The organism is Stutzerimonas stutzeri SDM-LAC (assembly GCF_000235745.1).
GTDB lineage: Bacteria > Pseudomonadota > Gammaproteobacteria > Pseudomonadales > Pseudomonadaceae > Stutzerimonas > Stutzerimonas stutzeri_H.
Map to the genome: position 1 here is coordinate 1 of NZ_AGSX01000054.1, position 25,301 is coordinate 25,301.

Consider the following 25,301-nt stretch of genomic DNA (forward strand, 5'->3'; position numbering starts at 1 on the left):
TTCGACAACACGGCCAGCGGTGCGGCGACGGCCAATACCCTGGCGATGCAGCAACGCTTGGGTTGAGAGCGGCAGGCGGAGGCGACGTCAGCGCGGGATGATGCGCACCCGTCCGGCCGTATTGTCGCGCCGTCCGGCCTTGTCGTTGGCGGCACGACCGGGGATCGTGCCCTCGTCGGCGCCGCGGTCGGGCGATGCCGAGCCGTCGAGCTTGCGGGCGTCTTCGCTGATCGAGGTGGCGTCGGGGTAGCCGGTGGTCAGGGTTTCGGTACTGGCCGTCACTGGCGTCGCATCGTCGTCGCCCCAGCTGGCGCTGCGTTCGTCGATATCGATGGCGCCGTTTTGCTCCATCAACCGCTCGACCAGCGACACCTGGCGGTCATCGTCGAGCGTGACCGTCACCACGGTGGAACCGCGGCGGGCCGCTTCGGGGTAACGGCCGGCGTGCTGGCTGGCGTCGTCGCCGAACACCTTGCTGAAGAAACTGCCGATTTTCTCCGCCACGGTGGCGTCAGGGTCCGGCTCCTCGCCGACCACCTCCACACGGTTGCTGTCGACCGCCTGCGGATTGAGAGAAGCGGAAAGCTGAATAGCATCACTGCTCACGCCCTGGCTGAGCAGTTCACCTTTGACCTGCTCGGCTTCGGCGTAGCGGTCGAAGGCCGCGATGAGAATCTGGGGCATGACGTCACCTCTCGATGCGCAGGCGGGCTGCGGTTGATATAGGTGACGGCGCCCCGGCCGCTGCAGCCGGGCACGCCGTCCTGGAGGGTTGGGCGAAGGCAGTGGGTGAATGGTTCCCGCCGGTCGCGTTACCTGATGCGTCGAAGCTTTGGGCGCACCGGAGCACGCGGGCCCAGCGCCATTCGTCAACCGTTCACCACCTTGCCGCCGTTGATGTGGATGGTCTGGCCGCTGACGTAGGACGAGTCCTTGCAGGCGAGGTAAACGTAGGCCGGGCCCAGCTCGGACGGCTGGCCGCATCGGCCCATGGGCATCTGGCTGCCGAAGTCTTCGAGCATCTGCGGATCGTGCTTGCCCAGGGTCGCCGGTTGCAGCGGGGTCCAGATCGGTCCGGGTGCGATCTGATTGACGCGGATATCGCGCTCGATCAGCTGTTGCGACAGGGCGCGGGTAAAGCCGTCGATGGCGCCCTTGGTCGCGGTGTAGTCGACCAGCATGGGGTGGCCGATGAATGAGTTGATCGAGGTGGTGTTGATGATCGAGGCACCGGCTTTCAGGTGGGGCAGGGCGGCACGGGTCAGGTAGAAGTAGCCGTGGATGTTGGTGGCGAAGGTCTTTTCCCACTGCTCATCGGTGATGTCTTCCAGCCGGGTCTGGACTTCCTGGCGCCCGGCGTTGTTGACCAGCACGTCCAGGCGGCCGAAAGCTTCCAGCGTTTTGGCCACCGCGTCATTGCAGAAACCGCTGTCGCGGATGTCGCCGGCCAGCGACAGGCAGCGCCGGCCCTCGGCTTCGATCAACTGCTTGGCGTCTTCTGCATCCTCGTGCTCGTCGAAATAGAGGATCGCCACGTCGGCGCCCTCGCGCGCGAAGTGCAGCGCTGCTGCGCGGCCGATGCCGCTGTCGCCGCCGCTGACCAGCGCCACCTTGCCGGCCAGCTTGCCGCTGCCCTTGTAATCGTCGCGGATGAATTCGGCCGGCGGGTCCATTTCGCGTTCCAGGCCGGGTAGGCGGTCCTGCTTCTGCGCATGAATCTTCGGGTAGGTCATAAGCACTCCGGTCAGCAATGGGTCGTGTAAATACGGCTGACAGGGGGCGGGAAAGTTTCGGGCGGGTGCCGAGTGGCGTCTTGCGTCTGACCGGCGATCGGGAACCGCGCGGCGCCGGCTGGTAGCGCTTGGCCATCAGGCCTGCGTGGCCTATAGTGCCGCGCGCCAAGGATGGCCGCCGGACCCCAGCGTAGGGCCGGTCGGGTCGTCCACGCCTACCACCTGCAAGGGATTGAAAAGATGAACATGAAGCGACTCCTGGCACTGCCGCTAACCGCCGCGCTGCTGTCCGCCTGTACCGCCACGACGTCTCTGCGCTCGAGTGACCCGAGCCTGGCGGTGAAAATCAACGACGATGCACCGCTGGTGCTGAAGAACCCGGTCAGCAAGACCTACAAGGCCACCAGCTTCGGCCAGTACCGCTTCCGCGCCACACAAGAAGGCATGGAGCCGATGTACGGCCTGGTGCCGCTCAAGTTCAACAAGGGCTACCTGATCGCCGACATCCTGTTCTTCGCGCCGGCGGCTTTCTACAACCTGCGCGAGGTCTATCCCTACTACGAGTTCGACGTGGCGCAAGGCGTTGTGCGCTACAAGAAGAATGAAAGCGATCAGTGGACCAGCTACACGCCCACGGCTGCCGAAGCCGCGCGAGCGCAGGCTTATTTCGGCCAGTAAAACCTCCTGGCGCGAGCGTTGTTGCGGGCTGTCATCGCGGTCCTGATCCGCCCTCGCCCCGCTGGGAAAGGGCGGGGGTGATCCAGGCGAACCCGGTCTTCGCTAACGTTCAGCCTCCGAGCCGGCTGCCAGTCGGCATCATCGCGTCCGCCGCTCGTCGCGGACCGCTTTCCTGGCCTGACATCGGCACGGCGCGGGCGTAGAATCCGCGCCGCTCCGGCTTCCCGTTTCGAATTCCCGATTGCTCCCTGCCAGCCCGCGCTTACCCGAGCCGCGGGCTGCGTGCGTTGTGGTCAAGCAGGGCTGGTCACTCTTTTTATCCTCCCAGTCGCCACGCTGTGGTGCGCCGCGTGGCGCGCTGCACATGCCGACTGGATCGCACGCCAGACATCGCTTACATGAACGAATCGAACACCCACGCCGGGCGTTGGCTCAGTGTCGTCGCACTGGCCTTGGCCGCTTTCATCTTCAACACCACCGAATTCGTCCCGGTCGCCTTGCTCAGCGACATCGGCCGCTCGTTCGACATGCCGCCATCGCAGGTCGGGCTGATGCTGACCATTTACGCCTGGGTCGTGGCGCTGATGTCGCTGCCGATGATGCTGCTGACCCGCAACATCGAGCGTCGCACCTTGCTGATCGTCGTCTTCGTGGTGTTCATCGGCAGCCACCTGGTGTCGAGCGTGGCCTCGAGCTTCGGCATGCTGATGCTCAGCCGCATCGGTATCGCGCTGGCGCATGCGGTGTTCTGGTCGATCACCGCGTCGCTGGCCGTGCGCGTCGCTCCGCCGGGCAAGCAAGCGCAGGCCCTGGGCCTGCTGGCGACCGGCAGTGCGCTGGCCATGGTGCTGGGCATACCGTTGGGGCGGGTCGTGGGTGAGCTACTGGACTGGCGTACCACCTTCCTGTCGATTGCCGGGGTCGCGGCGTTGGTGGTGCTCTGCCTGGCGCGCACGCTGCCGCTGCTGCCGAGCCAGAATTCCGGCTCGCTGCGCAGCCTGCCGCTGCTGTTCAGGCGACCTGCGCTCGTCGCCGCCTATGTGCTGACGGCGCTGGTGATCACCGCGCATTTCACCGCTTACACCTACATCGAGCCGTTTGCACAGACCATCGCTCACCTGAGCGGCGACATGACCACCGCGCTGCTGTTGCTGTTCGGCGGTGCGGGCATCCTCGGGTCGGTGCTCTTCAGCCGCTACAGCAATCGCTATCCGAAGGGCTTCGCTACCACCGCCATCGCAATCATGGCGACCTGCCTGTTGTTGCTAGCGCCGGCCGCGCGTGACAGCTCGCTGCTGGGCACTCTGGTGGTGATCTGGGATATCGCCGGGATGTGCTTCGGTCTCGCGGTACAAGCCAAAGTGCTCAATCTGGCGTCCGATGCGACCGACGTGGCGATGGCGATGTTCTCGGGCATCTACAACGTCGGCATCGGCGGCGGTGCGCTGCTGGGCAGCCTGGTCACGCAGCAACTGGGTCTCGGTCACGTGGGTATCGTCGGCGGCCTGCTGGCCGTGAGCGGCGTCGTGCTGTGCGGCTTCGCCACCTATCGGTTTGCCAAGCCGGTGGGCAGCGCCGCGCTCTGACGGAGCGCGGCAGGACTTCAGGCTGTTACTCCCTCGTCAGGATGGCTGGCCCGCCTGGCGGCGATCATCAGCCTTGCCGTTGGGTTACTTCAGCTCGTTGGCGAAGCGCCCGACCGCGTCGACTACCTGCTTGGCACCATCCTGAATCTCGACGATCACCGCGCCGGCCTGGTTGGCCAATGACAGGCCCTGGGCGGCCTGTTCGCGGCTGGCTGCCATCTCGCGAACGGCGTCGTCGACCAGCGCCTGGTTTTTCTGTACCACACTGACGATTTCTTCCGTGGCCGCACTGGTGCGGCCGGCGAGCTGGCGCACCTCGTCGGCCACCACCGCGAAGCCGCGGCCCTGCTCGCCGGCGCGCGCCGCTTCGATGGCGGCGTTGAGCGCCAGCAAATTGGTCTGCGCGGCGATGCCGCCGATGGTCTGGACAATGGAGCTGATCAGCTGCGACTGCTGGCCCAACGCCTCGATCCCGTGGGTTGCCGATTCCACCTCCTCGGCGATGCGCTGCATGGTGGTGACGGTATCCCTGACCACGATGGCGCCACGCTCGGCGCTGGTGTCGGTCTGCCGCGATACGTCATAGGCGATGCTGGCGGCTTCGCGCACCTCGGTTTCACGGGCGACCTGATCGGTTACGACGCTGGCGAACTTGACCACTCTGCAGAGCTTGCCTTCGGTGTCGTGAACCGGGTTGTAGCTGGCTTCCAACCAGACTTCCCGGCCCATGCTGTCGATGCGTTTGAAGCGATCGGCCACGAATTCGCCGCGGTTGAGGGTTTCCCAGAACTGCTTGTACTGCGGGGAGGACGCTTCCTCGGGCGAGCAGAACATGCGGTGATGCTTGTCGACGATCTGCTTGAGCGAATAGCCCATGCCTTGCAGGAACTGGTCGTTGGCGGTGACCACCGTGCCGTCCAGGTTGAACTGGATGACCGCCGTGGAGCGAAGCAGCGCGGTGATGAAGGCTTCGTTTTCCTTCGCCTGTTGCAATTCGCGGGTTACCTCCCGGGCGAAGCCGCGGATATCCAGCAGGCCGCCGGCGGTGTCGCGAATCGGATACCAGTCGACATGCAACCACGCCAGGCTGCCGTCGGCACGCAGGTAGCGGTAGTCGTCACCGATCGGGGAAAGCCGGGCCACCGCGGCACGGAAGTCGCGGAAACACGGCAGACCGGTGACATAGGCCGGCACGATTTCAGCCATCGGCCGGCCCAGCAGTTGGTCGACCCGATAGCCGAGCGCATCGGCGAACTTCCGATTGACGTCCACCATTCGAAACTCGCGGTCCAGCGTGACCGACAGCAGCGTTTCTGCCATGCGGTCATGCAGCTGGCGCAGCAGAGCCAGCTCGGCGGTTTGTTCCACGAGTTGTTTTTTGAGTTGTCCGTTGAACATGCAAGCACCGGGAAGAGGGGAGGAGATGCGACTCTATCGGCACACCGCCGCCATACTTGACGCCCGCCGGCGTTAATCGAAGGTCAATCGAGCTTTTCGATGCGCACCGGAATGACACCTACACGCGGATTGGCGATGGCCTCGAACGCGGCCCTGGACAAATCGACGATACGGTTGCGCACGAACGGACCGCGATCATTGACGCGGACCACCACGCTTTTGCCATTGCGAGTATTGGTCACCCTGATCCGCGTACCGAACGGCAAGGTGCGATGCGCCGCGGTCAATGCATGCTGGTCGAAGCGTTCGCCGCTGGCGGTCAGCTTGTTGTGGTGCTGGCCGCCGTAATACGACGCCTTGCCCGAACCGATCGGCTGGCCCGCGCCAGCAGGCGTCGTCTGGTCCGGCGTTGGCTGTTGCGGAGCCGTAGTGCAGCCGGCCATGGCCAGGCAGAAGAGCGCGGCGGTTATCCATCGGGTCTGCCAGGTACGCATGTCGATCCTTAAAGTTGTATAGGGGGCTCGTGATTATTGCCAAGCGGCTGCGCGCGCGAAAGAACGCGAGGCGTGCTCTCTCAGCGACCGACGCTGGCAGGTCATGACTATAGCGCTGCGCCTGGATCGCGCGGGCCGCTATCGGCGCGATCGACACAATCTACGGATCATCGCGCCTGGAAAGGACCACGCTGCGTCACGTCTTCATATGCGCCGCATTTCCTAGTTCTTTGGTCTGAGATTGAGCAGTTTTCGATCACCGGACTCTGTACATGGTTCGTGACTCCACGGAGGCGGCCGAAGCCGGGCGCCGGCGCGTCAACGAAACCGTCAGCGCTATCAATAACCTCCCGGCGCGCATCAGTGATACCGGTGAGCACGTTCAAGGGCTGGACGTCGCCCGCGAAGCCGGAACCATGCTCGATACCCAGTCGGCGACCGGTGCCCACCAGACCGCCGCAGCCAGTGAGGAACTGGCGCGGCTGGCGACCGACCTCAATCAGCTGGCCCTGCGTTTCAAGACCTGACGAAGGCCTAGCGCTCGGGCTTGGCCAGCCAGGTGTCGGCGATGCGCTGGTATTCGCCGGTGGCCTTGGTCAGGTGCAGCCACTGATCGACATAGGCCTTGAACGCCACGTCGCCGCGCGGCAGCAGGAAGGCCTTTTCGCTGTACTGCAGTGGTTTGTCGGGGTTCACCGCGCACAGCGTCGGGTAGTTGCGCTGCTGGTATTGCGCCTCGGACGAGTCGGTGATCATCACGTCGGCCTTGTTGTCGGCCACCGACTTGAAGATCACCGTGTTGTCGTGGAACAGCTCCAGCTGCGCCTTGGGCAGTTCGCGATGGACGAACGCCTCGTTGGTGCCTCCCGGCGGTTCGATCAGACGGACCGACGGCTGGTTGAGCTGCTCGATGGTCTGGTACTTGTCGACCTCATCGCAGCGGACGAAGGGGATCTTGCCGTCAACCGCAATCGGATCGCTGAAGAACGCCTTCTTCTGCCGTTCGAGCGAGATCGACACGCCGCCCACCGCCATGTCGCACTGCTCGAGAAAATCCGGCATCAGCGTCTTCCAGGTGGTCGGCACCCACTCGACTTTCACGCCCAGGCTCTTGGCCAGCGATTCGGCCAGGGCGATATCGATCCCCTCGTACTGCTTGTCATCGCGCAGGAAGGTGTACGGCTTGTAGTCGCCGGTGGTGCAGACCTTGAGGGTGCCGCGCTGCTGGACATCATCGAGCAGCGAAGGGGCGGGCGCGGCGACACTCGCGCCGCTGGCCAGCAAGATGCCGGCCGCAATCAGAGATCTCATTGAGTTTTCCTTGCAAGGCGGACGCAGCGGCCCGGTTATTGTTCTGGCCCGCACGACGATGCGGACAGCTGGAACGTACCGGACACAGGCGGTTCGTCACAAGGCCAATGGCTCGGGCGTTCGCGTTTCCCAAGTATTCGCCGCGGGTCGCGGCTCCCACAAAGGTGCGTTGTGCAGCGGCCGCTGTTGTGGGAGCCCCGACCTCGGGGCGAAGCGGGATCGGTCAGGGCTTGGGAATCGGGCACAAACGTGGCGCTGGTGGTGTTGCAGCGGCCGTATTCGCCGCGGGTCGCGGCTCCCACAAAAGCGGGCCGTGCAGCGACGGCTCTATAGGAGCCTCGACCTCGGGGCGAAGCGGAAAGGGCGTTAGCCCTGCGGCGAGCGGCGGATGGTCTTCATCAGGTCAGCCGGGGTGATGTGGCCGACCACGCTACTGGCGCTGCCCGGTTGTGGCAGGTTGAGGATGTTGCCCTTGATCTTGCCGACCACGTGCATCTCGCACGGCTTGCAATCGAACTTCAGGGTCAGGACTTCGTCGCCGTGCACCAGCTGCATCGGCGCGACCTTGGTGCGCACGCCGGTCACACCCTTGGCCTGTTTCGGGCACAGGTTGAAGGAGAAGCGCAGGCAGTGCTTGGTGATCATCACCGGCACTTCGCCGGTTTCCTCGTGGGCCTCGTAGGCCGCGTCGATCAGCTGTACGCCGAAGCGGTGATAGAAGGCCCGAGCTTTCTCGTTGTACACGTTATATAGGAACGACAGGTGCGCTTCCGGATAGACCGGCGGCGGCACGCTGACGGCCTTGCGGCTGCCCAGCGGGCGAATCGCTTCGCGGGCTTCGGTCAGCGCCTCGATGGCTTCGCGGCGCAAGGCCTTGAGCTGGGAGTTGGGGATAAAGAAGGCCTGCGGTGCATCTACGTCCACCTCTTCGGCGTGGTAGATGGTCGTGCCCAGCTGGCTCAACAGGTCGGCGATCTGGCCGGGCACCTGTTCCGGCTTCTTCGCTTCACCGAAGGGGCCGGCCAGCGAAACCGTGGCGTAGGCGCCTTCTTCGCTGGTGACATGTAGCTCGAGCTCATCGGCGCGCAGCTTGGCCAGCCAGCGCACGCCGACGCGGCGCTCGGCAGAGGTCTTGAGCAGCGCTTGCTGCCAATTGTGATCAAGGTTGCGGTTCAGCGGATGGTTCGGGCGTAGCTGGCGGATCGCCGCAGGCATTTCATTGGGCTCGACGCGGTACTGCCACAGCGGTTGGCCGTCTTCTTCGAACTGACTCAGCGGCTCGACCACGCTGGCGCGGAAACCCACCACTTCGCGTTTGACCAGCACGTTCAGGCCGTCACCGTTGGACAGCGGTTCGCGGGTCTGCACGGTCAGGTCATGCTTGCCGACCTTGAGCACTTCGCCTACGGCGAGACCGGTGAAGGTCGGCGAATCGAAGGCGCCGATGTCGATCTTGCGGTCGGTGACGAAGTAGTCCGTGCTGCCACGGTGGAAGGTCTTGTCCGGGTCGGGTACGAAGAAATGATCGGTGCGGCCGCTGGAGGCGCGGGCCAGATCGGGGCGGCCTTCGAGGATGTCGTCCAGGCGCTGGCGATAGTAAGCGGTGATGTTCTTCACGTAGCTCACATCCTTGTAGCGGCCTTCGATCTTGAATGAGCGCACGCCGGCATCGACCAGCGCGCGCAGATTGGCGCTCTGGTTGTTGTCCTTCATGGACAAGAGGTGTTTTTCGAACGCGACCACCTGGCCCTTATCGTCCTTCAAGGTGTAGGGCAGGCGACACGCCTGCGAGCAGTCGCCGCGGTTGGCGCTGCGGCCGGTCTGCGCGTGAGAGATGTTGCATTGTCCGGAGAAGGCCACGCACAGCGCGCCGTGGATGAAGAACTCGATGGCCGAATCGACCTCGTCGGCGATGGCGCGGATTTCCTGCAGGTTCAGCTCGCGCGCCAGCACCAGCTGGGAAAAGCCGGCCTGGGACAGAAACTTCGCTCGCTCCAGGGTGCGGATATCGGTCTGGGTGCTGGCATGGATTTCGATCGGCGGCAGGTCCATTTCCATCACGCCCATATCTTGCACGATCAACGCATCGACACCGATCTCATAGAGCTGCCAGATCAGCGTACGCGCGGCTTCCAGCTCGTCGTCATGCAGGATGGTGTTGAGGGTCACGAACACCCGCGCATGAAACAGGTGGGCGAATGTCACCAGCTCGGCGATGTCTGCCACGCTGTTCTCGGCGTTGTGCCGGGCACCGAAACTCGGCCCGCCGATGTACACCGCATCGGCGCCATGCAGGATGGCCTCGCGAGCGATGGTGGTGTCCCGAGCGGGGGAGAGCAGTTCGAGATGGTGCTTGGGCAAGGACATGGGCGCGGACCGGGTGCAGATCGAAAGGCGCGCATTGTAATGGCTTGCGGCACGTTTGGGGCTGGCCACTGGGCGAGTGGGTCGCGCGAGCGCTTTTCATGGCTTGGTTGTTCGTTTCATCGAAGGGCTTTCGACGGTGTTCATAGAAATATATAATGCGAAATATTCTCATAATCGATCTCATTACATGGAAACCAGAGATGCCGAACACCACGTTTGCCCAGTTCAAACCCGCTGCCGGATGCTCAAAGCTCGCCCTGAAGCCGCTCACATTGGTAGTTCACCTACTCGCTGTTGGTGCGATCCTTCCCGCCATGCCTGTTTACGCGCAGTCCGCCGCTGCAACTGAGGCAGACGAGGCAACTACCCTCGAAGCGGTCACCATCACCGGTGAGGCGGTGCAAGACGTGACGGAAGGAACGGGCTCCTACACGACCGGCGCCGCACGTACGTCCACCCCGCTCAGCATGTCCCTTCGCGAAACGCCGCAGTCGGTTAGCGTGATAACGCAGCAGCGCATTGAAGATCAGGACATGCAGACCATCCTTGATGTGGTGAATAACACCACCGGTGTTTCGGTTAACCGTTACGAAACGGATCGGGCGCAGTTCAACGCGCGTGGGTTCGCGATCAACTCCCTGATGATCGACGGTGTGCCGACGATATGGGAGCAACCGTGGAGTTCGGGTGAGATGTTCAGCAGCCTGGCAATGTATGACCGCGTCGAGGTGGTGCGCGGAGCAAACGGTCTGATGGCGGGGGCCGGAGACCCGTCTGCTTCGCTCAACCTGGTCCGTAAACGTGCTAGCAGCCGCGAGCTGACGGGTTCTGTCGAGGTCAGCGCTGGTAGCTGGGATACCTATGGCACGGAGGGCGACCTGTCCTTCGCCGTCAACGAGGCCGGTACGATACGTGCCAGGTTGGTAGGAGAGTTCAACGAAGGAGACAGCTGGATTGACCTGAAATCCAAACAGCGCGAAACCTTCTACGGAACCATGGACATTGACCTCACGCCAGATACCACCCTTTGGTTCGGTCTTAGCCGTCAGACAAACGAGTCCGACTCGCCAATGTGGGGTGGCCTGCCTGTCTGGTATGCCGATGGCAGTCGCACGGACTGGAGCCGTTCCAAGACGACGTCCGCCAAGTGGAGTAAATGGGACAGCACGTACGACACCTACTTCATCAATCTCGATCACCGCTTTGCCAACGATTGGGAAGTGAACCTGAGCTACAACCGCGGCGAACGCAGCTCCGATTCTTATCTGCTGTACCTGTCGGGTAACCCTGGCCGCGACGGCAGCGCACCGATGTCATCCTTTCCTGGCTCCTACAAGACTGAAACTGTGCAGGACGATTACAGCATTCGCTTTGGCGGGCCGGTGATGCTGTTGGGGCGCGAACACGAGGTCGCTTTCGGCTACATCTATAGTCAGCAGGACTTTGATGCCGACAGGCGTGTCGCGCAGAGCGGCTTCGGTGGCGTCGCCAATTTCGACGCCTATGACGGCGAATTTCCTGCGCCGGCATGGGAAGGGTTGACTCCATACAGCTACGGCGACCTGACCCAGAAGGGGCTGTACGCCGTGACTCGGCTGAGCGTAACGGACGGTCTGAAAGTGATCCTTGGCGCGCGTGACAACCGCTACGAGAAGACCAGTGACGACACCCCGTTCACCTCACCCTCCCGCCTGGATGAGCATGAACTGACACCCTACGCCGGTATCGTTTATGACCTAACAGAGAACCTGTCGGCCTATGCCAGCTACACCGATATCTTTCAGCCCCAGGCGCGGCGGGATATTACTGGTCAGCAGTTGGAATCGGTCATCGGTGAAAGCTACGAGACCGGCCTGAAGGGCGAATTCTTCGAAGGCCGGCTAAACGCGTCTGCGGCCATCTTCAAGATCAAGCAGGATGGTCTGGGCGAGAGCACAGGTATTACCGTTCCCGGCGGCATGGCGGGGGAGTTTGCGTACGAGCCTATCGACGTGACCAGCGAGGGCTTCGAGCTGGAGGTTTCCGGCGAACTGGCTCCGGATTGGAATCTCATGGCGGGCTATACCCAATTTGAAGTCGAGGACCCGGACGGTAACGCTCGCAGCACGCGCTTCCCTACCAAGCTGGTGCGCACTTTCACGACCTACCGTCTACCGGGTGTTCTCAACAAAGTGACCATCGGCGGCGGCGTAAACTGGCAGGACAGCATCTACACCTATGCCACCGACCCTGCCGGCAACCGGCAAAAGGTCGAGCAGGAAGCCTATGCGCTGGTCAACCTGATGGCTCGTTACGATGTGACCGAGAACCTCACCGCTCAGTTGAACGTGGATAATCTGACCGACGAGGAATACTTCGACATGTTCGAAGCCTACGGCGCGCTGACGTACGGTGCGCCCCGCAGCGTCACTGCATCGGCAAAGTATCGCTTCTAACGGATGCGTCGGCAGAAGGGTCGCTCGTCAGGGCGATCCAGAAGGCCGAGATTCAAAGCCCCGTCCGCAAGGCTTAATGCTGTTCACTTAAGCGGAGCAGCCTTACGATCTACCGGATACCGGGTTTGGAAATTTCACCGTCCTTGGCCTCCCGGGCCTTGGACGGCGATCCAAACAGCCCTGCTACCTCCCCGTAAGTCGGCCAGTCTCTTTCCCGTTACCGAAACTGGATTGGATGCGCCATGAAGATCAATTGCCCCGCGATTTACAGACAACGGGTTTGAAGCGGATGTGGGCTGAACCTCCAGTTCTGGCGCTAAATAGCTCCGCTCGACATGCTCGCGGCGCCGATTTTTATCGTGATTGTCCTGAACAGGCTACGTGCCCGGCCTGGAGACTGTTCCGCGCGCTTAAGCGATCAGCCGCCTCATACCCTATAGCGACGCCATTGCCACCCAAATCGCCGCGCCTAGCACGGGCAACGACGTCGCTACGCGCGGCGCATAGGGAATCAACATCAGCAACGCAAAGCCCGTCAGCGACATCGCGCCGAACCAGCCAACCAGCGCCATGCCGCCAGGCCAGACTCGCAGAGCCGCGAAAGCGCTAAGGCCAAGCAGAACCGCGCCGGCCGGCGTACACAGGCGGCGAAGTCGCACGGAAACCCGTGGATTGACCAACTGCTTCCAGTGCCGCTCCTTGCCCAGGCAGAAGCCGAGCATGCCGGCATAGGCCAACATCATGCTGGCAAACAGGGCTGAACCATTCATGATGAGATTCCCTGTGCCGGGCGGTTGATCGGCGCCGCTCGCGCTTTCCGCGCAGCGACGACCGCCGGGATTTTCCAGGCAGTCCAGCCGAGCGCGAGTCCCACGGCCGCCACGCAGGCGAGCAATGAGAGGCGTACCGTGTCGCCGGTAGCACTTCCCGTCATCGCGTCCATCAGTGGCAGACCTAACGCCAGTGCTCCGGCTGCATACAACTGCTCGCGCCAGGCGTGCATCGGTTTACGCATCCAGCCGTGCAGCCAGCTCAGCGCCCAGATGCCGAAGAACAGGCGCAGTTCCCAGTCCTGACGGTTAGCCAGCTCTGCCGGTAGCAGGCGATTGGCCCACAGCAGCGAGATACAGGCCAGCGAAAGCCCGGCAACGACTGCTACGTTGAGGCTTTCGACGACGCGCAGAAATTGCGGGTTGGCCTTGGCCTGTTTGCGTTGTTTGACGGCATAGAGCACCAGCCCCGTACCGATCATGGCGCTGCTGACCAGGCCGCAGAGGAAATACAACCAGCGCATTGGATAGCCGCCGAACTGCGCGAAGTGCAGGCCCGCCATCACCCGTTGGGTCAGCTGGCTGGTGCGTGACGGCTCGGGCGCCTGGATCAGCTCACCAGTGACGCCGTTGAAGACTATGCCTTCGCCCTTGGTCAGTTCGATTCGGTTGCCCAGTACCGGTCGCGCCGTGACCTGGGCGTTTGTCTTGCCCGGGTTGCTGACGGCCAGACCGCCGATCATGCCCTTGCCATAGTGCGCCTCGGCACGGCCGACAATTTCACCCAATGCCAACATTGGTGCCGCCGGTGCCGCGACGGGTTTGCTGCCGCGCCCCTCGCCGCGCGGCGCCTGCTCGGCGGCGCGTCCTGACTGCGCATCGCGGAAATAGGCTTGGCGGTCGCCGTCATAAAGAGCATCTACGGCTGCCGGCATGTAGAGCAGAAAAAAGATGGCCAGCCCGGTATAGGTAATTATCAGGTGGAACGGCAGCAGCAGGACGGCGCTGGCGTTATGTGCGTCTAGCCATGAACGCTGCCCCTTGGCCGGGCGGAAGGTGAAGAACTCCTTGAAGATCTTCTTATGAATAATGACGCCGCTGATCAGCGCCACCAGCATCGCCATGGCGGCGAACCCGACCACCCAGATGCCGAGGATGCGTGGCAGGTGCAGGGTGTAGTGGAAGTGGAAGAAGAAATTGCCGCCGATGGTTTCCCGCGCCTCGACGATCTCGCCCGTCTGCGGATCAAGCTGCGTGCGCTCGGCACCGCGGCGTCGCTCACCTACGCTGACGCTGAGGTCTGGCGAGCGTTCGGTGGGCAGGCTGATGTTCCAGTTCGATTCGTTCGGATGATTCTCCGTCAACCAGCGCTGCGCCAGGTTTGCGGCCTCTGAGGCCGGCTGCGCCCGGTCGACCAGCTCCGGCTGCATCCACCAGTTGATCTCCTTATCGAAGACCGCCAGCGTGCCGGTGAGGAAGATGGCGAACAGCATCCAGCCGAGCAAGAGCCCGCACCAGGTATGCAGCCAGGACATCGACTGCGTCAGGCTGCCTTTCATCGTACGGCCTCCAGCAACTGTGGCCAGAAGCCGATGGCTGCCAGTGGCACCGCAGCACCCAGAGCGACCAGCACCCGGCGTAGCGAGGCCGCGGCGAAGGCCCAGAGAATGAACACCAGATAGATCACGAACGACAGCAGCGAGGCGGTGGTCAGCGCATCCACGCGATCCACTGGCAGCAGGCGCGCCAGCGCGGCGGTGAACGCGTAGGTGAAGGCGTAGCCGCCAAGCACGGCGAGGGCGGCACGTGCGGCGATGTCAGGCCAGGCGTTACGCGATTGCGATACGGAACGAGTCACGACAGGCTCCCGGTGGGAAAGGGCTGAAGTCAGACAAAAAAGCCCGACGGCTGCTTAGCAGACCGGTCGGGCAGTTGGTTAGAGGCGGTATGCCGCGTCTTTGAAGGCAAGCAGCACGCCGCGTCGCGATCGCTTAGAAATCAACCGTCATGCCAACGACCAGCCGGCGGCCATCCAGCACCACTTCGTAGTCGTCGTTGGTGACTTCCTTGTTGGCGATGTTGTACAGCCCGGCTTTCACATCGACGCTGCTCGTCAGCTGATAGACGACGCCGGCGTCGAAGAAGCCGTAGCCCGGCGTGCCGTCGGACATGCTGGTGCGGCTGATGTAATCGCTGGTTTCGCTGCGGTAGTTGCCCTGCAGCCAGGCATTGAGGCGGGAGGTAGCCTGCCAGTCGAGCAGCGCGTTGGCCATGTGCTTGGGCTGCTTGTTCAGCGGGTCGCCTTTGAACTCGCCAGTCTTCTGCTCGGAGTCGGTGAAGGTGTAGCTGGTGCTCAGGCGCAGATTGGGCCTGAAATTGTAGTCCAGGGTCCACTCGATGCCCTGCATGATGGCTTCATCGACGTTCATCCGCGTGCTGAGGAAGTAGTAGTCGGTGCCGCCAAAGTCGCAGGACCAAGCGGCGACGTTGTTGCGGTTGGTGGTGGAGCCATCGGTGTCGGTTTCGCAGAGGCGGTCCTCGGTGATCTTGTCCTTGTACTGGGTATGGAAGGCCATGAGGCTGGTGGCAAAGCCCAGTTCGGGATTGTCGTAATTGAAGCCCAGCTCGAAGTTGGTGCTGGTTTCGGGGTCCAGCTCCGGATTGCCGATGATCAGCGCGCGCGGATGTGGCGCCGGTGATCCACCGCCGCCCGTACCACGGCCGAAGCCTTCGGTGGCGTCGGCGAGGCCAGGCTGCTTATAACCGGTAGAGACGCCGCCTTTGAGAGTCAGGTTCGGCGTGGACTGGTAAACCCCATACAGGCGCGGAGACAGGTAGCCGCCGAACAGCTCGTCGTCGTTGTAACGTAGACCGGTGGTGATCGCCAGGTCCTCGGTCACGCCCCACTCGGCCTCGGCGAAGATCGCCGCCAGCCAGCGGTCGACGCTCGCTACGGCACCCGGCACGTTCGATGCCAGCAGCCCATTGGATTCGTCGACGAAATCTTCGTACTTGTACTGACCGCCGAAGGTGAACACATGCGAGCCCCAGAAGTAGCTGGCCTGGGTGTTCAGCGTGGTGATCTCTTCGCGCTTGGTGAGGTCCTGAACACGCTCCGACTCGTCATGTTGCAGATAACTGCTGATTTGCCAGTCGGCGTACTGGCCGTCATGGGCCAGTACGTAAATGTCCTTCTCGTAGTCGGTGGTGTTCTTCGTCGCAGTGATGTCGACGCTCTGGCCCGGATGATGAGTTTCGTTCAAGCGTGCGGCCTGGTAGCTGACGGAGAAGCGATTCTGCTCGTCGGGCGTCAGGTAGAGTTCGATGCCGCCCTGCTTGCGCTGGCTGTCCGGCGTGCTGGCTGCACCGTCGTCTGCGCCAATGTGATCGCTTTCGTCGGCACGGGTATAGCTGCCGTTCAGCTTGGCCCCGAGCAGGCCCGGAATCAGCGCGCCGCCGAGATAGAAGTTGGTCGTCGCTTCGTCTTCGTTGATGTCGTTCAGCGAATGGCTGTAATCGGTGGAAATGGTGCCAGCCCAGGCGTCACCGCCTTTGCGAGTGATGATGTTGATCACGCCGCCCATGGCCTCGGAGCCGTACAGCGACGACATCGGGCCGCGGATCACTTCGATGCGTTCGATCATTGCCAGCGGTGGCAGGCCGATCTGTTTGCCGCCATCGCTACCGTTGGTATTGACCGAGCGACCGGCGGAAACGGGGCGCCCATCGACCAGATAGAGCGTGTAGGCCGAGGTCATGCCGCGGACACTGATGTCCTGCATATTGCCGCCGCCGGTGACGTAAACGCCGGGAATATTCTTCATCGCGTCGACAATGTTGGTGTAGGACTGCTTTTCCAGCTGCTCCCGGGTAATCACGGAAATACTGGCCGGGGCCTTGGCAATGTTCTGTTCGTAACCGGCGGCGGTCACCACTGTGGTCGGCTGGAGCTCGAGCGGTTCTTCGGCATGGGCCGGTGCGCTGATCCAGGTTGCCATGGCGATGGCGCCAGCCAGCCGGTGTCGATTGAAAATGACCATTCCCGCGTTCTCCCTGAGCCTTAGCATTCATTGTCCGCGGCCGATCGAGGCTGCGAATCAGGCGCGTCGCCCGTGTCGGTGATCACGCCGCTCGCAATGCTAAGTATTCTCATTTGAGAGTAAAGCGCATTTACAATCTATACACTTCGCAGCCGGATGGTCATGCGTAGCCCGGAGTTGCCGTTCTCGGCCCAGATGTCGCCGCCCTGCATCAACACCATGCTGCGAGCGATTGCCAAGCCCAGCCCGAAACCGTCGCCACCAGGCCGAGCCGCGCTGAGCCGGGCGAAGGGCCGGAAGATTATTGGCAATTGGTCCGCTGGCACGCCAGGTCCCTGGTCTTCGATGCGCAGCTGCCAGTGATCGCCGTCGGGTTCCGCCGACAGGCAGACCGTGCCCGCGGCCGGAGAGTAGCGAATGGCGTTGCGCAGAATGTTTTCCATGGCTTGCGCTAGCGCGTTGAGGTTGCCAAGTACCAGGCAGTCCTCTGGCACCCGCGCCTGGATGCGCTCGCGTGGCCAACCGGATTCGAAGCAGGCGTTCTCGCTGAGCACATCCCAGAGCGCTGCCACTTCCACCGGCTCGCACTCGAAGCGGGGCTGCTCGCTGTCCAGCCAGGCGAACTCCAGCGTGCTGTCGACTAACTGCTGCATGCTGGTGATTTCGCGGTCGGTGCGGCTACGCATCTCCTCTGCGCTCAGCTCACTCTCACAAGCGACGCGCAGACGACTGAGCGGCGTGCGCAGCTCGTGGGAAAGATCGCGCAACAATTGCTGCTGCTGCGCAATGGAGTCGCGCAGGCGCTGGGTGAGGTACTCCAGAGAACGTCCCAGCTCGCCGAGCTCATCGTTACGCCCGGCAATCGACGGCGGCAGCAGCGAGTCGAGGCGGTTCCCGCGCAGCGCATTGGCCTGCCGACGCAAGCTGTCCAGCGGCGAGACCAGCAGGCGGTAAAGCATCCAGCAGAACAGCACGGACAGCAGCACCAGCGGCAGATAGACGCCGCCGGCCTTGAGCAACGCATGGTTGCGCCAGGGCCGGAAGCGTTCCGGCAGCTGGATGATCAGCTGGGCGCCGCTGTCCTCCAGCGGCACGGAAACCAGCGGCAGGCCGTCATGGCGCCGGCTCATGGGCCAGTCGTAGTGCCGCACGAAGGTGAGTTTCTGCCGCTCCTCATCGCTCAGTGTCTGGCCGCCCAGCGGTTGCAGCTGTTCGTTCACCACCACCAGCCAGGTCGGCTCACGGTCTTTCATTACCGTCCGCCATTGCTTCAACGTCTCTGGGCCCGCTTGCAGGGCGGCTTGAGCTTCGCTTGCATAACCGGTGAGGGTGACGCGCGCCTGTTCAGACAGAAATGAACTGGTCCGGTCGATATAACGGCTCACGTAGCCGCTGGCCCAGATCATCGACAGACAGAACCCGGCGACCAGCACCACCAGTCGCCAGAACAGCGAATGACGGTTGGGCATCAGCAGGCCTGCAGTTCCAGCACGTAGCCTTTACCCCACACGGACTCCAGGCGCAGGGTTGCCACCTGTTCGCGCGTCAGCTTGCGACGGATATTGCTGATATGCATGTCCAGGCTGCGATCATGCTGTGAATAGCCGCGGCGCAGCGCTTGCTGGTAGAGGAACGGTTTGCTCAGTACTTCGCCAGCGGCGTCGTGCAGAACCTTCATCAGGCGATATTCGGTTGCCGTCAGACCGACCCAGCGCCCCTCGTACTGCAGGTCGCTGCGTTGGTCATCGAAGCGCACCGCATCCTGGTTCGCCGCTGGCGTTACGCTGCGCTCGTACGCCACGCGCCGCAGGATGGCGGCGATGCGCACCTGCAACTCCTCGATACTGAACGGCTTGGGCAGGTAGTCGTCGGCGCCGCTATCAAAGCCCTGTATGCGGTGCGCCTCGTTGCCCAACGCCGACATCATCAGCACAGGTGTGCAGCGTTGCTCCCGCAACCGGGTCAACAGCTCCATGCCGCTGAGTTCCGGCAGCATCACATCCAGCAGGATCAGGTCGTACGTCGCTTCGCTGGCCAATGCGAGGCCGGTCGGGCCGTCGTCGGCAAGGGTGACGTGAAAGCCACGATGTTCCAGAGAGGTTTTCAGGTGAGGGCCGAGGATCGGGTCGTCTTCGATCGCCAGTATCTGACGAGCTACGCAGGAGGACATGCAGAGTTCCGGTGCAAATAAGAACGATTATAGATTGCTGCTGGGGCGGAACGGCAAGCGTGGTTACTGGTTCAAGGGTTGGTTAGCCACATGGGCTCGACTTGCAAGGGTGCCCGGTGCATCTTCGGCGTTTGCGATCCGCGCCATCTGGAGGTATCCATGCGCCTGCCTTGCTTTTCACTGCTTCTCATAACGCTGATGCTGCTCAGCGGGAGCCCCGTTGCGATGGCTGCCCGCACGGGCGAGGAGGCGCAATTGATCGAGTCGATCAACGCCTATCGCAGCGAAGTGCAGCGCTGCGAAGAGCGGCCAAGCGAGGAGCTGACGGCACTTTTGCCGGATTCGCGCCTGGTGTTACCGGCAACCGGCGCCGGTGACCTGCAGGGCGCGCTGGGTCGCAACGGGTATCCGATGGCTAACGTGCAAGCCATCAGCCTGTCCGGACCCCGTGATGCGCAAGCCGCGATGCAGGCGCTTCGCGAAAGCTTTTGTCGCGTGGTGGTCGATCCGCAGCACGCCGACATTGGCGTGAGCCGTGAAGGCCGCGATTGGCGCATCGTGCTGGCACGACCGATGCTCGGCGGGCACCTGAAAGACTCTCAGGCTGAAGGCCAGGCGCTGCTCGATGAGATCAACCGGGTGCGAGCCAGCGCGCGCCAATGTGCTGGCAAACCCTTCGCCGCAGCCGCTGCGCTGAACTGGAACTCAACGCTTGCCGGCCTCGCCGAGGCTCACAGCCGAGCCATGGCCAACGGCAATTTCTTCAGTCATCTGGATCGCGATGGCCGAACGCCAGGCGACCGGGCGGAGCTGGCCGGTTATCCCGGCGCACCGGTCGGCCAGAACATCGCCGCTGCGCTGGATCGGCCGCGGCGGATCGTCGAAGGCTGGCTGGCGAGCCCAGGGCACTGCGCCAATCTGATGAACCCGCAGTTCACCGAACTGGGCGCGGCTTATGCCGTGGACCCGCAGAGTGATGCTGGCATCTACTGGGTCGGATTCTTCGGTGCGCAATGAGGCCCGCTGGGCCGAAACCTCTATCGGTCAACGATGGCGGACGTTTGTTTTCTGATCCTGCTCGGTCGCCAGCGAACATTTGATGGGGCAGTGCGTTCGAACCAGGGAGCCGCCCAATCTTTCAGCCAGCAGACTAGGAACCAACGACATGACCGACCCTAAAGATCCGCTCAAGGATGGCCTGACGCCACCGGACTACGACGAATATGGCGACGTGCCTGAGTCGGGTGAAAACGAGCACGATGAACAGCTTGATCCCAAAGACGAGCCGAACGCCGGAGAAAGTCCGCTCGGCTAACCGCTAGCACCAGCTCCCATGCCGGCAGGGACCTTTCGCCAGGCGCCATGCTGGACAATTCGATCCGCCCAGCTTAAAAGGACGCGCGTCGTGCTCGGTAGCGCAAAGGTGCTAGTCGGCAGCGGTGTGTATTTTCAAAGGCAGGTAGATCGTGAGAAAGAAGAAGCCAGTAGACCCTGTTCGCCAAGCAGAAAAGAACCGCGCCCATCGGATCGGCTGGGTAATCGCCGTGGCCGGTATCGTCGTCGGCTTCGTTCTGGTGATGATGAAGTCGGCGTGACCCGGCTCGGCTTATCCCACAGGCCTGCCGGTCACCCACTGTTAGCTGCGTCTAGGGCTCGCCCAACCGTACCCCTGGCATTCGACTAGCTGGTTTGTTGGGGGTGGCGCCCGAATCCAGGACCGGAACGGGTGTTGTTGCCCTTGGCCAGTCGGTCATAGAGCACCACATTGACTGTCGCCGCGAGGTTCATGCAGCCGTTGGTGGGGATGTAGATCACGTCCTCGCACCAGTCGCGGATCTCTTTGCTCAGGGACCCATCTTCTGCGCCGAAGATGTACAGCGCGCGATCCGGATGGGTGTATTCAGGAAGGGCTCGCGCGCCGTCGACCAATTCCACGGCGACCGGCACGCAGCCGAGCGGCAGGATCTTGCGCAGGTCGTCGATGTTGATCAGCGGAATGTCCTGGTGGACTTTCTTGGTGTCGGTGATGAAATCCTTGGCTCGGTCGTAGCGAGTGCCGGTGTAGAACACCGAGGCCGCGCCGTAGCAGCCCGCGGCCCGCATGATCGACCCGACGTTAGAGGGCGATTTCGGGTTGCTCAGGCCGATGCAGGCGTATCGTTTGTTGCTCACAAGGGAAGACTCGCGCGGAAAACGCGCGAGTATACGGGACAGGCTCGTCGCCAGCCGGCCCTTTGCTGCGTTTGGCTGCCATGAGCATCACAGCAGCGACAGGTGGCTCAGTCGAGAACTACAGCGTGCCCCTCAAGCGGGTTGATGTCGCCTTTTATCAGGGCTTCGGCCAGTGTTTGTGCGGCTTCGAGACCGGCGTGTTCGCTGACTTGCATCCAGGGCTGCTGCGCATCGCTTACCCGGGCGATAAAGGCCAGTTGCGCCTCGTTGAAGCGGCGGGTCACCTCGGCCGGCCCCCCAGTCAGCGTTGCGCTTCTTGATCTGATAGGGCGCGAAATAAGGTTGCGGCTGCGGGCCGGCCAGCGCCTGATCAGGCTCACTGTATTCATGATTCTGGGCTGAGCTCGGCCGCCACAGGGCCATTCCACCGTGCCGGGGTTGAGATTATGATGCGCCCCTCAACGCTCCCGCTCGACCAGCAGGCCATCATGCCCGGCAATGCGCTCTATACCGACTTGTCGGGTTACTACGACCTCATGTGTGCCGACATCGACTACAGCGCGCAAAGCCGCTGTATTCATCGGCTTCAACAGCTGTTCGGCAACAACGGGAAGACGCACCTGGATCTCGCCTGTGGGACTGGGCCGCATGTACGGCATTTCATCGACGCGGGCTTCGAAAGCAGCGGGCTCGACATCAATCAGCCCATGCTGGACAGAGCGGCCATACGCTGCCCGGAAGCGCATTTCTCCCGCCAGGACATGTGTGGTTTCACCCTGGATCAGCCAGTCGATTTGATTACCTGCTTCCTGTATTCCATCCACTACAGCGCCAGCGTCGAGCGGCTGAAGGCCTGTATCGCCAGTGCTCACGGCGCGTTAGCGGCCGGTGGGCTGTTCTGCTTCAATGCCGTCGACAAGTACACCATCGACAATGATTCGTTCGTATCGCACGACGCAGACCATCCCGACGGCCTATTCACCTTCAGTTCGGGTTGGCACTACCCAGGCACGGGAGAGCGGCAACTGTTGAGGCTGCGGATTGAAAGGAAAATGCTGGCGCGCAGTCAGACATGGCACGACGAGCATCCCATGGTGGCGGTGAGTTTCGCCGAACTGAGCGAGCTGTTGAAGCCGTACTTCGAGGTGCATGTGCTTGAGCACGATTACGAAAAAATCCTTCCATGGAACGGGACGTCCGGCAATGCGATCTTCGCTTGTGTGAAGCGATGAGCTGTTCGGAGGTGTCAGGCGTTGGCAATCAATGCAAGCGATTGGCGGTCGAGGACGTCTGCGTCAGATGAGTCGCCTGCTGGGCCAACTCATCGAGTAATTGATCGCGGTTTTTCTCCGCGTCGCTCATGGCTTGCGCGCCGTGTTGTTTGACCAGGTAGCTATGAATCTGGCGAACTTCCTCCGACTTGAAGATCGGCTCCAAGTCCTGCACCGCCACCAGTCCGCTGGACGCCTGGCTTCGCGTATTCATGAGTACCTGAGGGCCGCGAGCCGCCAATGGCTGAAAGCCCAGCGATTGGAAATACGGCACTTTACCGGCTACACACGCCACCTCTCCATGCGGATAGCGCGCCAGCATTTCTTCGACCATAGCCCGCCCGATGCCTTGTCGGCGATGGCTGTCCTGTACTGCCAGATACAGCAGCGAGCAGGCGTCGGGATCATCCACATAGGGCAGGTACAGCGCAAAGCCGAGCAGGCTAGCCGGATCGTCAGCATCCAACGCCATGATCAGCTCGGGCTTGCCTGCCTGCGCACCGTCCATGCTGTCCAGATAACGATGCACCTCCAAGCCCACCACGTACTGATACAGCTGATACAGCGGGTTGCTCGGCGGGAGCGATACCGCGCTGATGTCGCTGAGGTAATCCACCACCATCTGCAACACCTGGTTTTTCATCGATTCGGGCGGTGGGGTGTTCAGGTGAGTGAGGGTAAACATTGGCAAAGGCTCCGGGCGGTGCGGCAAGGCGCCATTGTACCGGGCGTTGCGCACCCGCGAGCGCCAGTGCGGGTGATCGGCGTATGAAGGCTCCCACGTTTAACGTGGAAGCCTGGTTGCGGTGCGACCTAGGGTTGTTGGCAGTCTATTGGCGGGTCTGTCAAAGGCTGTCTGTATCCCCCCGCAGAGGCGCTAACGCTGGGCGCTTCAGCTTCCCTTGAGTGCAGTAGGCCAACCACCAGAAGAAGTCAGCCCATGCCGATTAAAGACAGCCCAGTAGCGCTATTCACGAAGCCGGTGCCGAGGCTGCAGCAGAGGCGTGTTGAGTGAAGACGGGCTGAAGATTTGATCCAAGCGCGCCCTGAATGTCATCCACCAACACATCCACCTGCCGCAACGCCTGCTTCACCGAGGCCGCCAACACCTCGCCGCCCGTCTCCTGGCCCTCAATGGCAATCTGGTGAATGCGCGTGATCCCTATGAAGTTGAGCGCCGTCACCAGGTTCGGCTCCAGATGGTTCATGTGCGCCATTTCGCCGCCAGGGCCAAAGCCAACGCCGCCCCGGGCGGTGAGGATGACCGCGTGCCGTGGCCGATCTTCCAGCATGGGCAGATACGGGTCGTCGGAAAGTCGGGACTCGTCGATGCCAACCGTGCGGCCGAGGCGCACCACCTGATCGATCCAGGCCTTGAGCGCCGCCGGCATGCCGAAGTTGTAGAGCGGCGTGCCGATGACCAGCACATCGGCGGCGATCAGCTCATCGATCAGTTGGTCGCTTTCGGCCAGTGCATCCGCCATCCACGGTTCCTGACGCTCTTGCGGCGTGAAGGCCGAGGCGATCCAGTCATGGTCGACGAACGACGGTGGGTTCTGGCCGATATCCCGGTAGGTCACGCTGTCCTGCGAGCGGCGGGCCCGCCATTGGCTGACGAAACGCTGACTGAGATGGCGGCTGTGGGAGCCGTGTGCGTCTTTGCCGGCAATACCGGGGCGGGCGCTGGCGTCGAGGTGCAATAGGTGCGTCATGGTGCGTCTCCTCTGTGAATGAATTCATCTGTCATTCGCGGTAGACCCAGGCTAGGTCTAGGCTCTGTGAGCCACAAACGATGATTATTTCCAGATACAGGTGAGGAAAACTCAGCCATGGCGCACCGCCGATTACCCTCTCTTTCTGCACTGCGCGCCTTCGAAGCGGCCGCCCGTCATGAGAGCGCCAAGCAGGCTGCCGAAGAGCTGTCCGTCACCGCCACCGCCATCAGCCACCAGATTCGATTGCTGGAAGAATCCCTCGGCGTGGCGCTGTTTCTGCGCAAACCCCGCAAGCTGGAGCTGACTGACCCCGGGCGCGAACTGCAACAGGTGCTGCAGACCGCGTTCGACACCATTGCCACAACGGTGAGTCGCCTCAGCGCCGGGCCCTGTCGCCAGGCGATCACGCTCAGCACCACGCCGGCCATCGCGGTGCGCTGGCTGGTGCCCTGGGTGTGCCTGCTGCGCGATTCCCATCCGAACATCGATCTGCGCTTTCACACCTCCCATGAGCCGGTCGCGCTGGATGGCGTCACGGCAGATGTCGCCATTCGCTACGGCGATGGCCGCTGGCCAGGGCTGGTGGCGGAGAAGATGTTCGACAACACCTTCGTACCGACCTGCAGCCCTCACCTTGGCTTGCATGATCCGGCCGATCTGCCCAAGCACTCGCTCATCCACTTTCGCGCCCAGGGCGCAGTTTCCGCCCCGATTCATTGGGCGGCGTGGCAGAAACTGGCCAAGGTGCCGGGGCTGGACGTCAGCGCCGGCTTGGTTTTCTCCGATGAAACTCACGCCATTTCTGCCGCCATTGACGGGCAGGGCGTGGCTTTGATGAGCCGACAGTTGATCGACAGCGAGGTGCGTTCAGGGCGGCTGATGCAGCCGTTCGGGCCGGAGCTGGAGGGCAAGCCGTTTCACCTCGTGTATCCGGAGAGCCGCCGGGATGATCCGACGGTGCTGGCGGTGAGGGAGTGGGTAATGGCGGTACCGGGTGGGTTGTGTGAGTTGGTGGGCTGATACCAGCTGTGCTCCGCGTTCGTAGCGTGGAAACGGCGAAGTCTTTTCCAGGTATCACTTCCAGGCTACTCGCTGGTTAGTCCGTGCTCGGCCATCCGGCTGTCTCGCTTGGCTCGCTTAGATATCTAGCGCCGCTGGCCA

25 protein-coding genes are annotated in these 25,301 nt (G+C 62.6%); 9 read left to right on the forward strand and 16 right to left on the reverse strand.

Going from position 1 to position 25,301, the window contains the following annotated elements:
• Nucleotides 1–87: 87 nt before the first annotated feature.
• Nucleotides 88–684 (reverse strand): hypothetical protein, encoded by a 597-nt coding sequence (locus tag PSTU_RS0106370; RefSeq protein ID WP_019340207.1) that lies wholly within the window; start codon nt 682–684, stop codon nt 88–90.
• A 185-nt stretch (nt 685–869) separates the two neighbouring features.
• The gene (locus PSTU_RS0106375) at nt 870–1,733 is read right to left on the reverse strand and encodes an SDR family oxidoreductase (protein ID WP_019340208.1); all 864 of its coding nucleotides are present in this window, start codon (nt 1,731–1,733) and stop codon (nt 870–872) included.
• 246 nt (nt 1,734–1,979) lie between these two features.
• Here PSTU_RS0106375 and PSTU_RS0106380 point away from each other — a divergent pair, with 246 nt between their 5' ends.
• Both PSTU_RS0106380 and PSTU_RS0106385 read left to right on the forward strand, forming a co-directional pair.
• The gene (locus tag PSTU_RS0106380) at nt 1,980–2,411 is read left to right on the forward strand and encodes a hypothetical protein (RefSeq protein WP_237709844.1); all 432 of its coding nucleotides are present in this window, start codon (nt 1,980–1,982) and stop codon (nt 2,409–2,411) included.
• A gap of 398 nt (nt 2,412–2,809) precedes the next feature.
• The gene (locus PSTU_RS0106385; protein ID WP_019340210.1) at nt 2,810–3,997 is read left to right on the forward strand and encodes a sugar transporter; all 1,188 of its coding nucleotides are present in this window, start codon (nt 2,810–2,812) and stop codon (nt 3,995–3,997) included.
• A gap of 84 nt (nt 3,998–4,081) precedes the next feature.
• Here the strand turns inward: PSTU_RS0106385 and PSTU_RS0106390 are convergent, their stop codons facing one another.
• Complete coding sequence (locus tag PSTU_RS0106390) at nt 4,082–5,395, reverse strand: methyl-accepting chemotaxis protein (protein ID WP_019340211.1); 1,314 nt, start codon at nt 5,393–5,395, stop codon at nt 4,082–4,084.
• Between the two features lie 83 nt (nt 5,396–5,478).
• Entirely contained in the window at nt 5,479–5,889 is a 411-nt protein-coding gene (locus PSTU_RS0106395) for a septal ring lytic transglycosylase RlpA family protein (protein WP_019340212.1), read from the reverse strand.
• A gap of 272 nt (nt 5,890–6,161) precedes the next feature.
• Here PSTU_RS0106395 and PSTU_RS0106400 point away from each other — a divergent pair, with 272 nt between their 5' ends.
• The gene (locus PSTU_RS0106400) at nt 6,162–6,416 is read left to right on the forward strand and encodes a hypothetical protein (RefSeq protein WP_019340213.1); all 255 of its coding nucleotides are present in this window, start codon (nt 6,162–6,164) and stop codon (nt 6,414–6,416) included.
• 7 nt (nt 6,417–6,423) lie between these two features.
• On the opposite strand, the gene PSTU_RS0106405 is transcribed toward PSTU_RS0106400, so the two are convergent.
• On the reverse strand, nt 6,424–7,200 hold the full coding sequence (locus PSTU_RS0106405; RefSeq protein ID WP_019340214.1) for a transporter substrate-binding domain-containing protein: 777 nt from the start codon (nt 7,198–7,200) through the stop codon (nt 6,424–6,426).
• A 366-nt stretch (nt 7,201–7,566) separates the two neighbouring features.
• The gene (locus tag PSTU_RS0106410) at nt 7,567–9,567 is read right to left on the reverse strand and encodes a peptidase U32 family protein (RefSeq protein ID WP_019340215.1); all 2,001 of its coding nucleotides are present in this window, start codon (nt 9,565–9,567) and stop codon (nt 7,567–7,569) included.
• 155 nt (nt 9,568–9,722) lie between these two features.
• On the opposite strand from PSTU_RS0106410, the gene PSTU_RS0106415 reads away from it, so the two are divergent.
• A complete protein-coding gene (locus tag PSTU_RS0106415) occupies nt 9,723–12,002 on the forward strand; it encodes a TonB-dependent siderophore receptor (RefSeq protein WP_237709845.1) in 2,280 nt (759 codons plus the stop codon).
• A 434-nt stretch (nt 12,003–12,436) separates the two neighbouring features.
• Here PSTU_RS0106415 and PSTU_RS0106420 read toward each other — a convergent pair whose 3' ends face one another.
• The 6 genes from PSTU_RS0106420 to PSTU_RS0106445 form a co-directional block, all read right to left on the reverse strand.
• Nucleotides 12,437–12,772 (reverse strand): DUF3325 domain-containing protein, encoded by a 336-nt coding sequence (locus tag PSTU_RS0106420; protein ID WP_019340217.1) that lies wholly within the window; start codon nt 12,770–12,772, stop codon nt 12,437–12,439.
• Nucleotides 12,769–14,331, reverse strand: a complete 1,563-nt coding sequence (locus PSTU_RS0106425) for a PepSY-associated TM helix domain-containing protein (RefSeq protein ID WP_019340218.1) — start codon at nt 14,329–14,331, stop codon at nt 12,769–12,771. The genes PSTU_RS0106420 and PSTU_RS0106425 overlap by 4 nt, the downstream gene beginning before the upstream one ends.
• Nucleotides 14,328–14,630: a hypothetical protein gene (locus tag PSTU_RS0106430; RefSeq protein WP_019340219.1), complete on the reverse strand. Its 303-nt coding sequence runs from the start codon at nt 14,628–14,630 to the stop codon at nt 14,328–14,330. Before PSTU_RS0106430 ends, PSTU_RS0106425 begins: the two co-directional genes overlap by 4 nt.
• A 133-nt stretch (nt 14,631–14,763) precedes the next feature.
• On the reverse strand, nt 14,764–16,812 hold the full coding sequence (locus PSTU_RS0106435; protein ID WP_019340220.1) for a TonB-dependent receptor domain-containing protein: 2,049 nt from the start codon (nt 16,810–16,812) through the stop codon (nt 14,764–14,766).
• A 137-nt stretch (nt 16,813–16,949) separates the two neighbouring features.
• Nucleotides 16,950–18,281, reverse strand: coding sequence for a sensor histidine kinase (locus tag PSTU_RS0106440; RefSeq protein WP_019340221.1), 1,332 nt, complete (start codon nt 18,279–18,281; stop codon nt 16,950–16,952).
• A complete protein-coding gene (locus tag PSTU_RS0106445) occupies nt 18,281–18,982 on the reverse strand; it encodes a response regulator transcription factor (protein WP_019340222.1) in 702 nt (233 codons plus the stop codon). Before PSTU_RS0106445 ends, PSTU_RS0106440 begins: the two co-directional genes overlap by 1 nt.
• A 198-nt stretch (nt 18,983–19,180) precedes the next feature.
• On the opposite strand from PSTU_RS0106445, the gene PSTU_RS0106450 reads away from it, so the two are divergent.
• The 3 genes from PSTU_RS0106450 to PSTU_RS22160 all read left to right on the forward strand — a co-directional run bounded on the left by PSTU_RS0106450 (nt 19,181) and on the right by PSTU_RS22160 (nt 20,577).
• Complete coding sequence (locus PSTU_RS0106450) at nt 19,181–19,999, forward strand: CAP domain-containing protein (RefSeq protein WP_413771556.1); 819 nt, start codon at nt 19,181–19,183, stop codon at nt 19,997–19,999.
• Nucleotides 20,000–20,147: 148 nt separating this feature from the next.
• A complete protein-coding gene (locus tag PSTU_RS21810) occupies nt 20,148–20,297 on the forward strand; it encodes a hypothetical protein (protein WP_019340224.1) in 150 nt (49 codons plus the stop codon).
• A 151-nt stretch (nt 20,298–20,448) separates the two neighbouring features.
• On the forward strand, nt 20,449–20,577 hold the full coding sequence (locus PSTU_RS22160) for a hypothetical protein (RefSeq protein ID WP_019340225.1): 129 nt from the start codon (nt 20,449–20,451) through the stop codon (nt 20,575–20,577).
• An 85-nt stretch (nt 20,578–20,662) separates the two neighbouring features.
• Here PSTU_RS22160 and PSTU_RS0106465 read toward each other — a convergent pair whose 3' ends face one another.
• Together PSTU_RS0106465 and PSTU_RS21975 are read right to left on the reverse strand one after the other, a co-directional pair.
• The gene (locus tag PSTU_RS0106465; RefSeq protein ID WP_019340226.1) at nt 20,663–21,154 is read right to left on the reverse strand and encodes an RNA methyltransferase; all 492 of its coding nucleotides are present in this window, start codon (nt 21,152–21,154) and stop codon (nt 20,663–20,665) included.
• A gap of 107 nt (nt 21,155–21,261) precedes the next feature.
• On the reverse strand, nt 21,262–21,438 hold the full coding sequence (locus PSTU_RS21975) for a hypothetical protein (RefSeq protein ID WP_019340227.1): 177 nt from the start codon (nt 21,436–21,438) through the stop codon (nt 21,262–21,264).
• A gap of 204 nt (nt 21,439–21,642) precedes the next feature.
• Between PSTU_RS21975 and PSTU_RS0106475 the strand changes: the two genes are divergently transcribed.
• Complete coding sequence (locus tag PSTU_RS0106475) at nt 21,643–22,386, forward strand: class I SAM-dependent DNA methyltransferase (protein ID WP_029404644.1); 744 nt, start codon at nt 21,643–21,645, stop codon at nt 22,384–22,386.
• 28 nt (nt 22,387–22,414) lie between these two features.
• Here PSTU_RS0106475 and PSTU_RS0106480 read toward each other — a convergent pair whose 3' ends face one another.
• Complete coding sequence (locus tag PSTU_RS0106480) at nt 22,415–23,110, reverse strand: GNAT family N-acetyltransferase (protein ID WP_019340229.1); 696 nt, start codon at nt 23,108–23,110, stop codon at nt 22,415–22,417.
• 286 nt (nt 23,111–23,396) lie between these two features.
• A complete protein-coding gene (locus PSTU_RS0106485; RefSeq protein ID WP_019340230.1) occupies nt 23,397–24,137 on the reverse strand; it encodes an FMN-dependent NADH-azoreductase in 741 nt (246 codons plus the stop codon).
• Nucleotides 24,138–24,254: 117 nt separating this feature from the next.
• Between PSTU_RS0106485 and PSTU_RS0106490 the strand changes: the two genes are divergently transcribed.
• A complete protein-coding gene (locus PSTU_RS0106490) occupies nt 24,255–25,160 on the forward strand; it encodes a LysR substrate-binding domain-containing protein (protein WP_019340231.1) in 906 nt (301 codons plus the stop codon).
• The last annotated feature ends 141 nt before the right edge of the window (nt 25,161–25,301 follow it).

Excerpts from the sequence above, each read along its gene's own strand:
- PSTU_RS0106390 (WP_019340211.1), bottom strand. The coding sequence starts at position 5,395 with ATGTTCAACGGACAACTCAAAAAACAACTCGTGGAACAAACCGCCGAG.
- PSTU_RS0106405 (WP_019340214.1), bottom strand. The coding sequence starts at position 7,200 with ATGAGATCTCTGATTGCGGCCGGCATCTTGCTGGCCAGCGGCGCGAGT.
- PSTU_RS0106435 (WP_019340220.1), bottom strand. The coding sequence starts at position 16,812 with ATGGTCATTTTCAATCGACACCGGCTGGCTGGCGCCATCGCCATGGCA.
- PSTU_RS0106425 (WP_019340218.1), bottom strand. The coding sequence starts at position 14,331 with ATGAAAGGCAGCCTGACGCAGTCGATGTCCTGGCTGCATACCTGGTGC.
- PSTU_RS0106375 (WP_019340208.1), bottom strand. The coding sequence starts at position 1,733 with ATGACCTACCCGAAGATTCATGCGCAGAAGCAGGACCGCCTACCCGGC.
- PSTU_RS0106415 (WP_237709845.1), top strand. The coding sequence starts at position 9,723 with ATGCGAAATATTCTCATAATCGATCTCATTACATGGAAACCAGAGATG.
- PSTU_RS0106485 (WP_019340230.1), bottom strand. The coding sequence starts at position 24,137 with ATGACGCACCTATTGCACCTCGACGCCAGCGCCCGCCCCGGTATTGCC.
- PSTU_RS0106380 (WP_237709844.1), top strand. The coding sequence starts at position 1,980 with ATGAAGCGACTCCTGGCACTGCCGCTAACCGCCGCGCTGCTGTCCGCC.
- PSTU_RS0106420 (WP_019340217.1), bottom strand. The coding sequence starts at position 12,772 with ATGAATGGTTCAGCCCTGTTTGCCAGCATGATGTTGGCCTATGCCGGC.
- PSTU_RS0106480 (WP_019340229.1), bottom strand. The coding sequence starts at position 23,110 with ATGTTTACCCTCACTCACCTGAACACCCCACCGCCCGAATCGATGAAA.
- PSTU_RS21810 (WP_019340224.1), top strand. The coding sequence starts at position 20,148 with ATGACCGACCCTAAAGATCCGCTCAAGGATGGCCTGACGCCACCGGAC.
- PSTU_RS0106490 (WP_019340231.1), top strand. The coding sequence starts at position 24,255 with ATGGCGCACCGCCGATTACCCTCTCTTTCTGCACTGCGCGCCTTCGAA.
- PSTU_RS0106445 (WP_019340222.1), bottom strand. The coding sequence starts at position 18,982 with ATGTCCTCCTGCGTAGCTCGTCAGATACTGGCGATCGAAGACGACCCG.
- PSTU_RS0106450 (WP_413771556.1), top strand. The coding sequence starts at position 19,181 with ATGCTGCTCAGCGGGAGCCCCGTTGCGATGGCTGCCCGCACGGGCGAG.
- PSTU_RS0106395 (WP_019340212.1), bottom strand. The coding sequence starts at position 5,889 with ATGCGTACCTGGCAGACCCGATGGATAACCGCCGCGCTCTTCTGCCTG.
- PSTU_RS0106400 (WP_019340213.1), top strand. The coding sequence starts at position 6,162 with ATGGTTCGTGACTCCACGGAGGCGGCCGAAGCCGGGCGCCGGCGCGTC.
- PSTU_RS0106475 (WP_029404644.1), top strand. The coding sequence starts at position 21,643 with ATGCCCGGCAATGCGCTCTATACCGACTTGTCGGGTTACTACGACCTC.
- PSTU_RS0106385 (WP_019340210.1), top strand. The coding sequence starts at position 2,810 with ATGAACGAATCGAACACCCACGCCGGGCGTTGGCTCAGTGTCGTCGCA.
- PSTU_RS0106370 (WP_019340207.1), bottom strand. The coding sequence starts at position 684 with ATGCCCCAGATTCTCATCGCGGCCTTCGACCGCTACGCCGAAGCCGAG.
- PSTU_RS0106440 (WP_019340221.1), bottom strand. The coding sequence starts at position 18,281 with ATGCCCAACCGTCATTCGCTGTTCTGGCGACTGGTGGTGCTGGTCGCC.
- PSTU_RS0106410 (WP_019340215.1), bottom strand. The coding sequence starts at position 9,567 with ATGTCCTTGCCCAAGCACCATCTCGAACTGCTCTCCCCCGCTCGGGAC.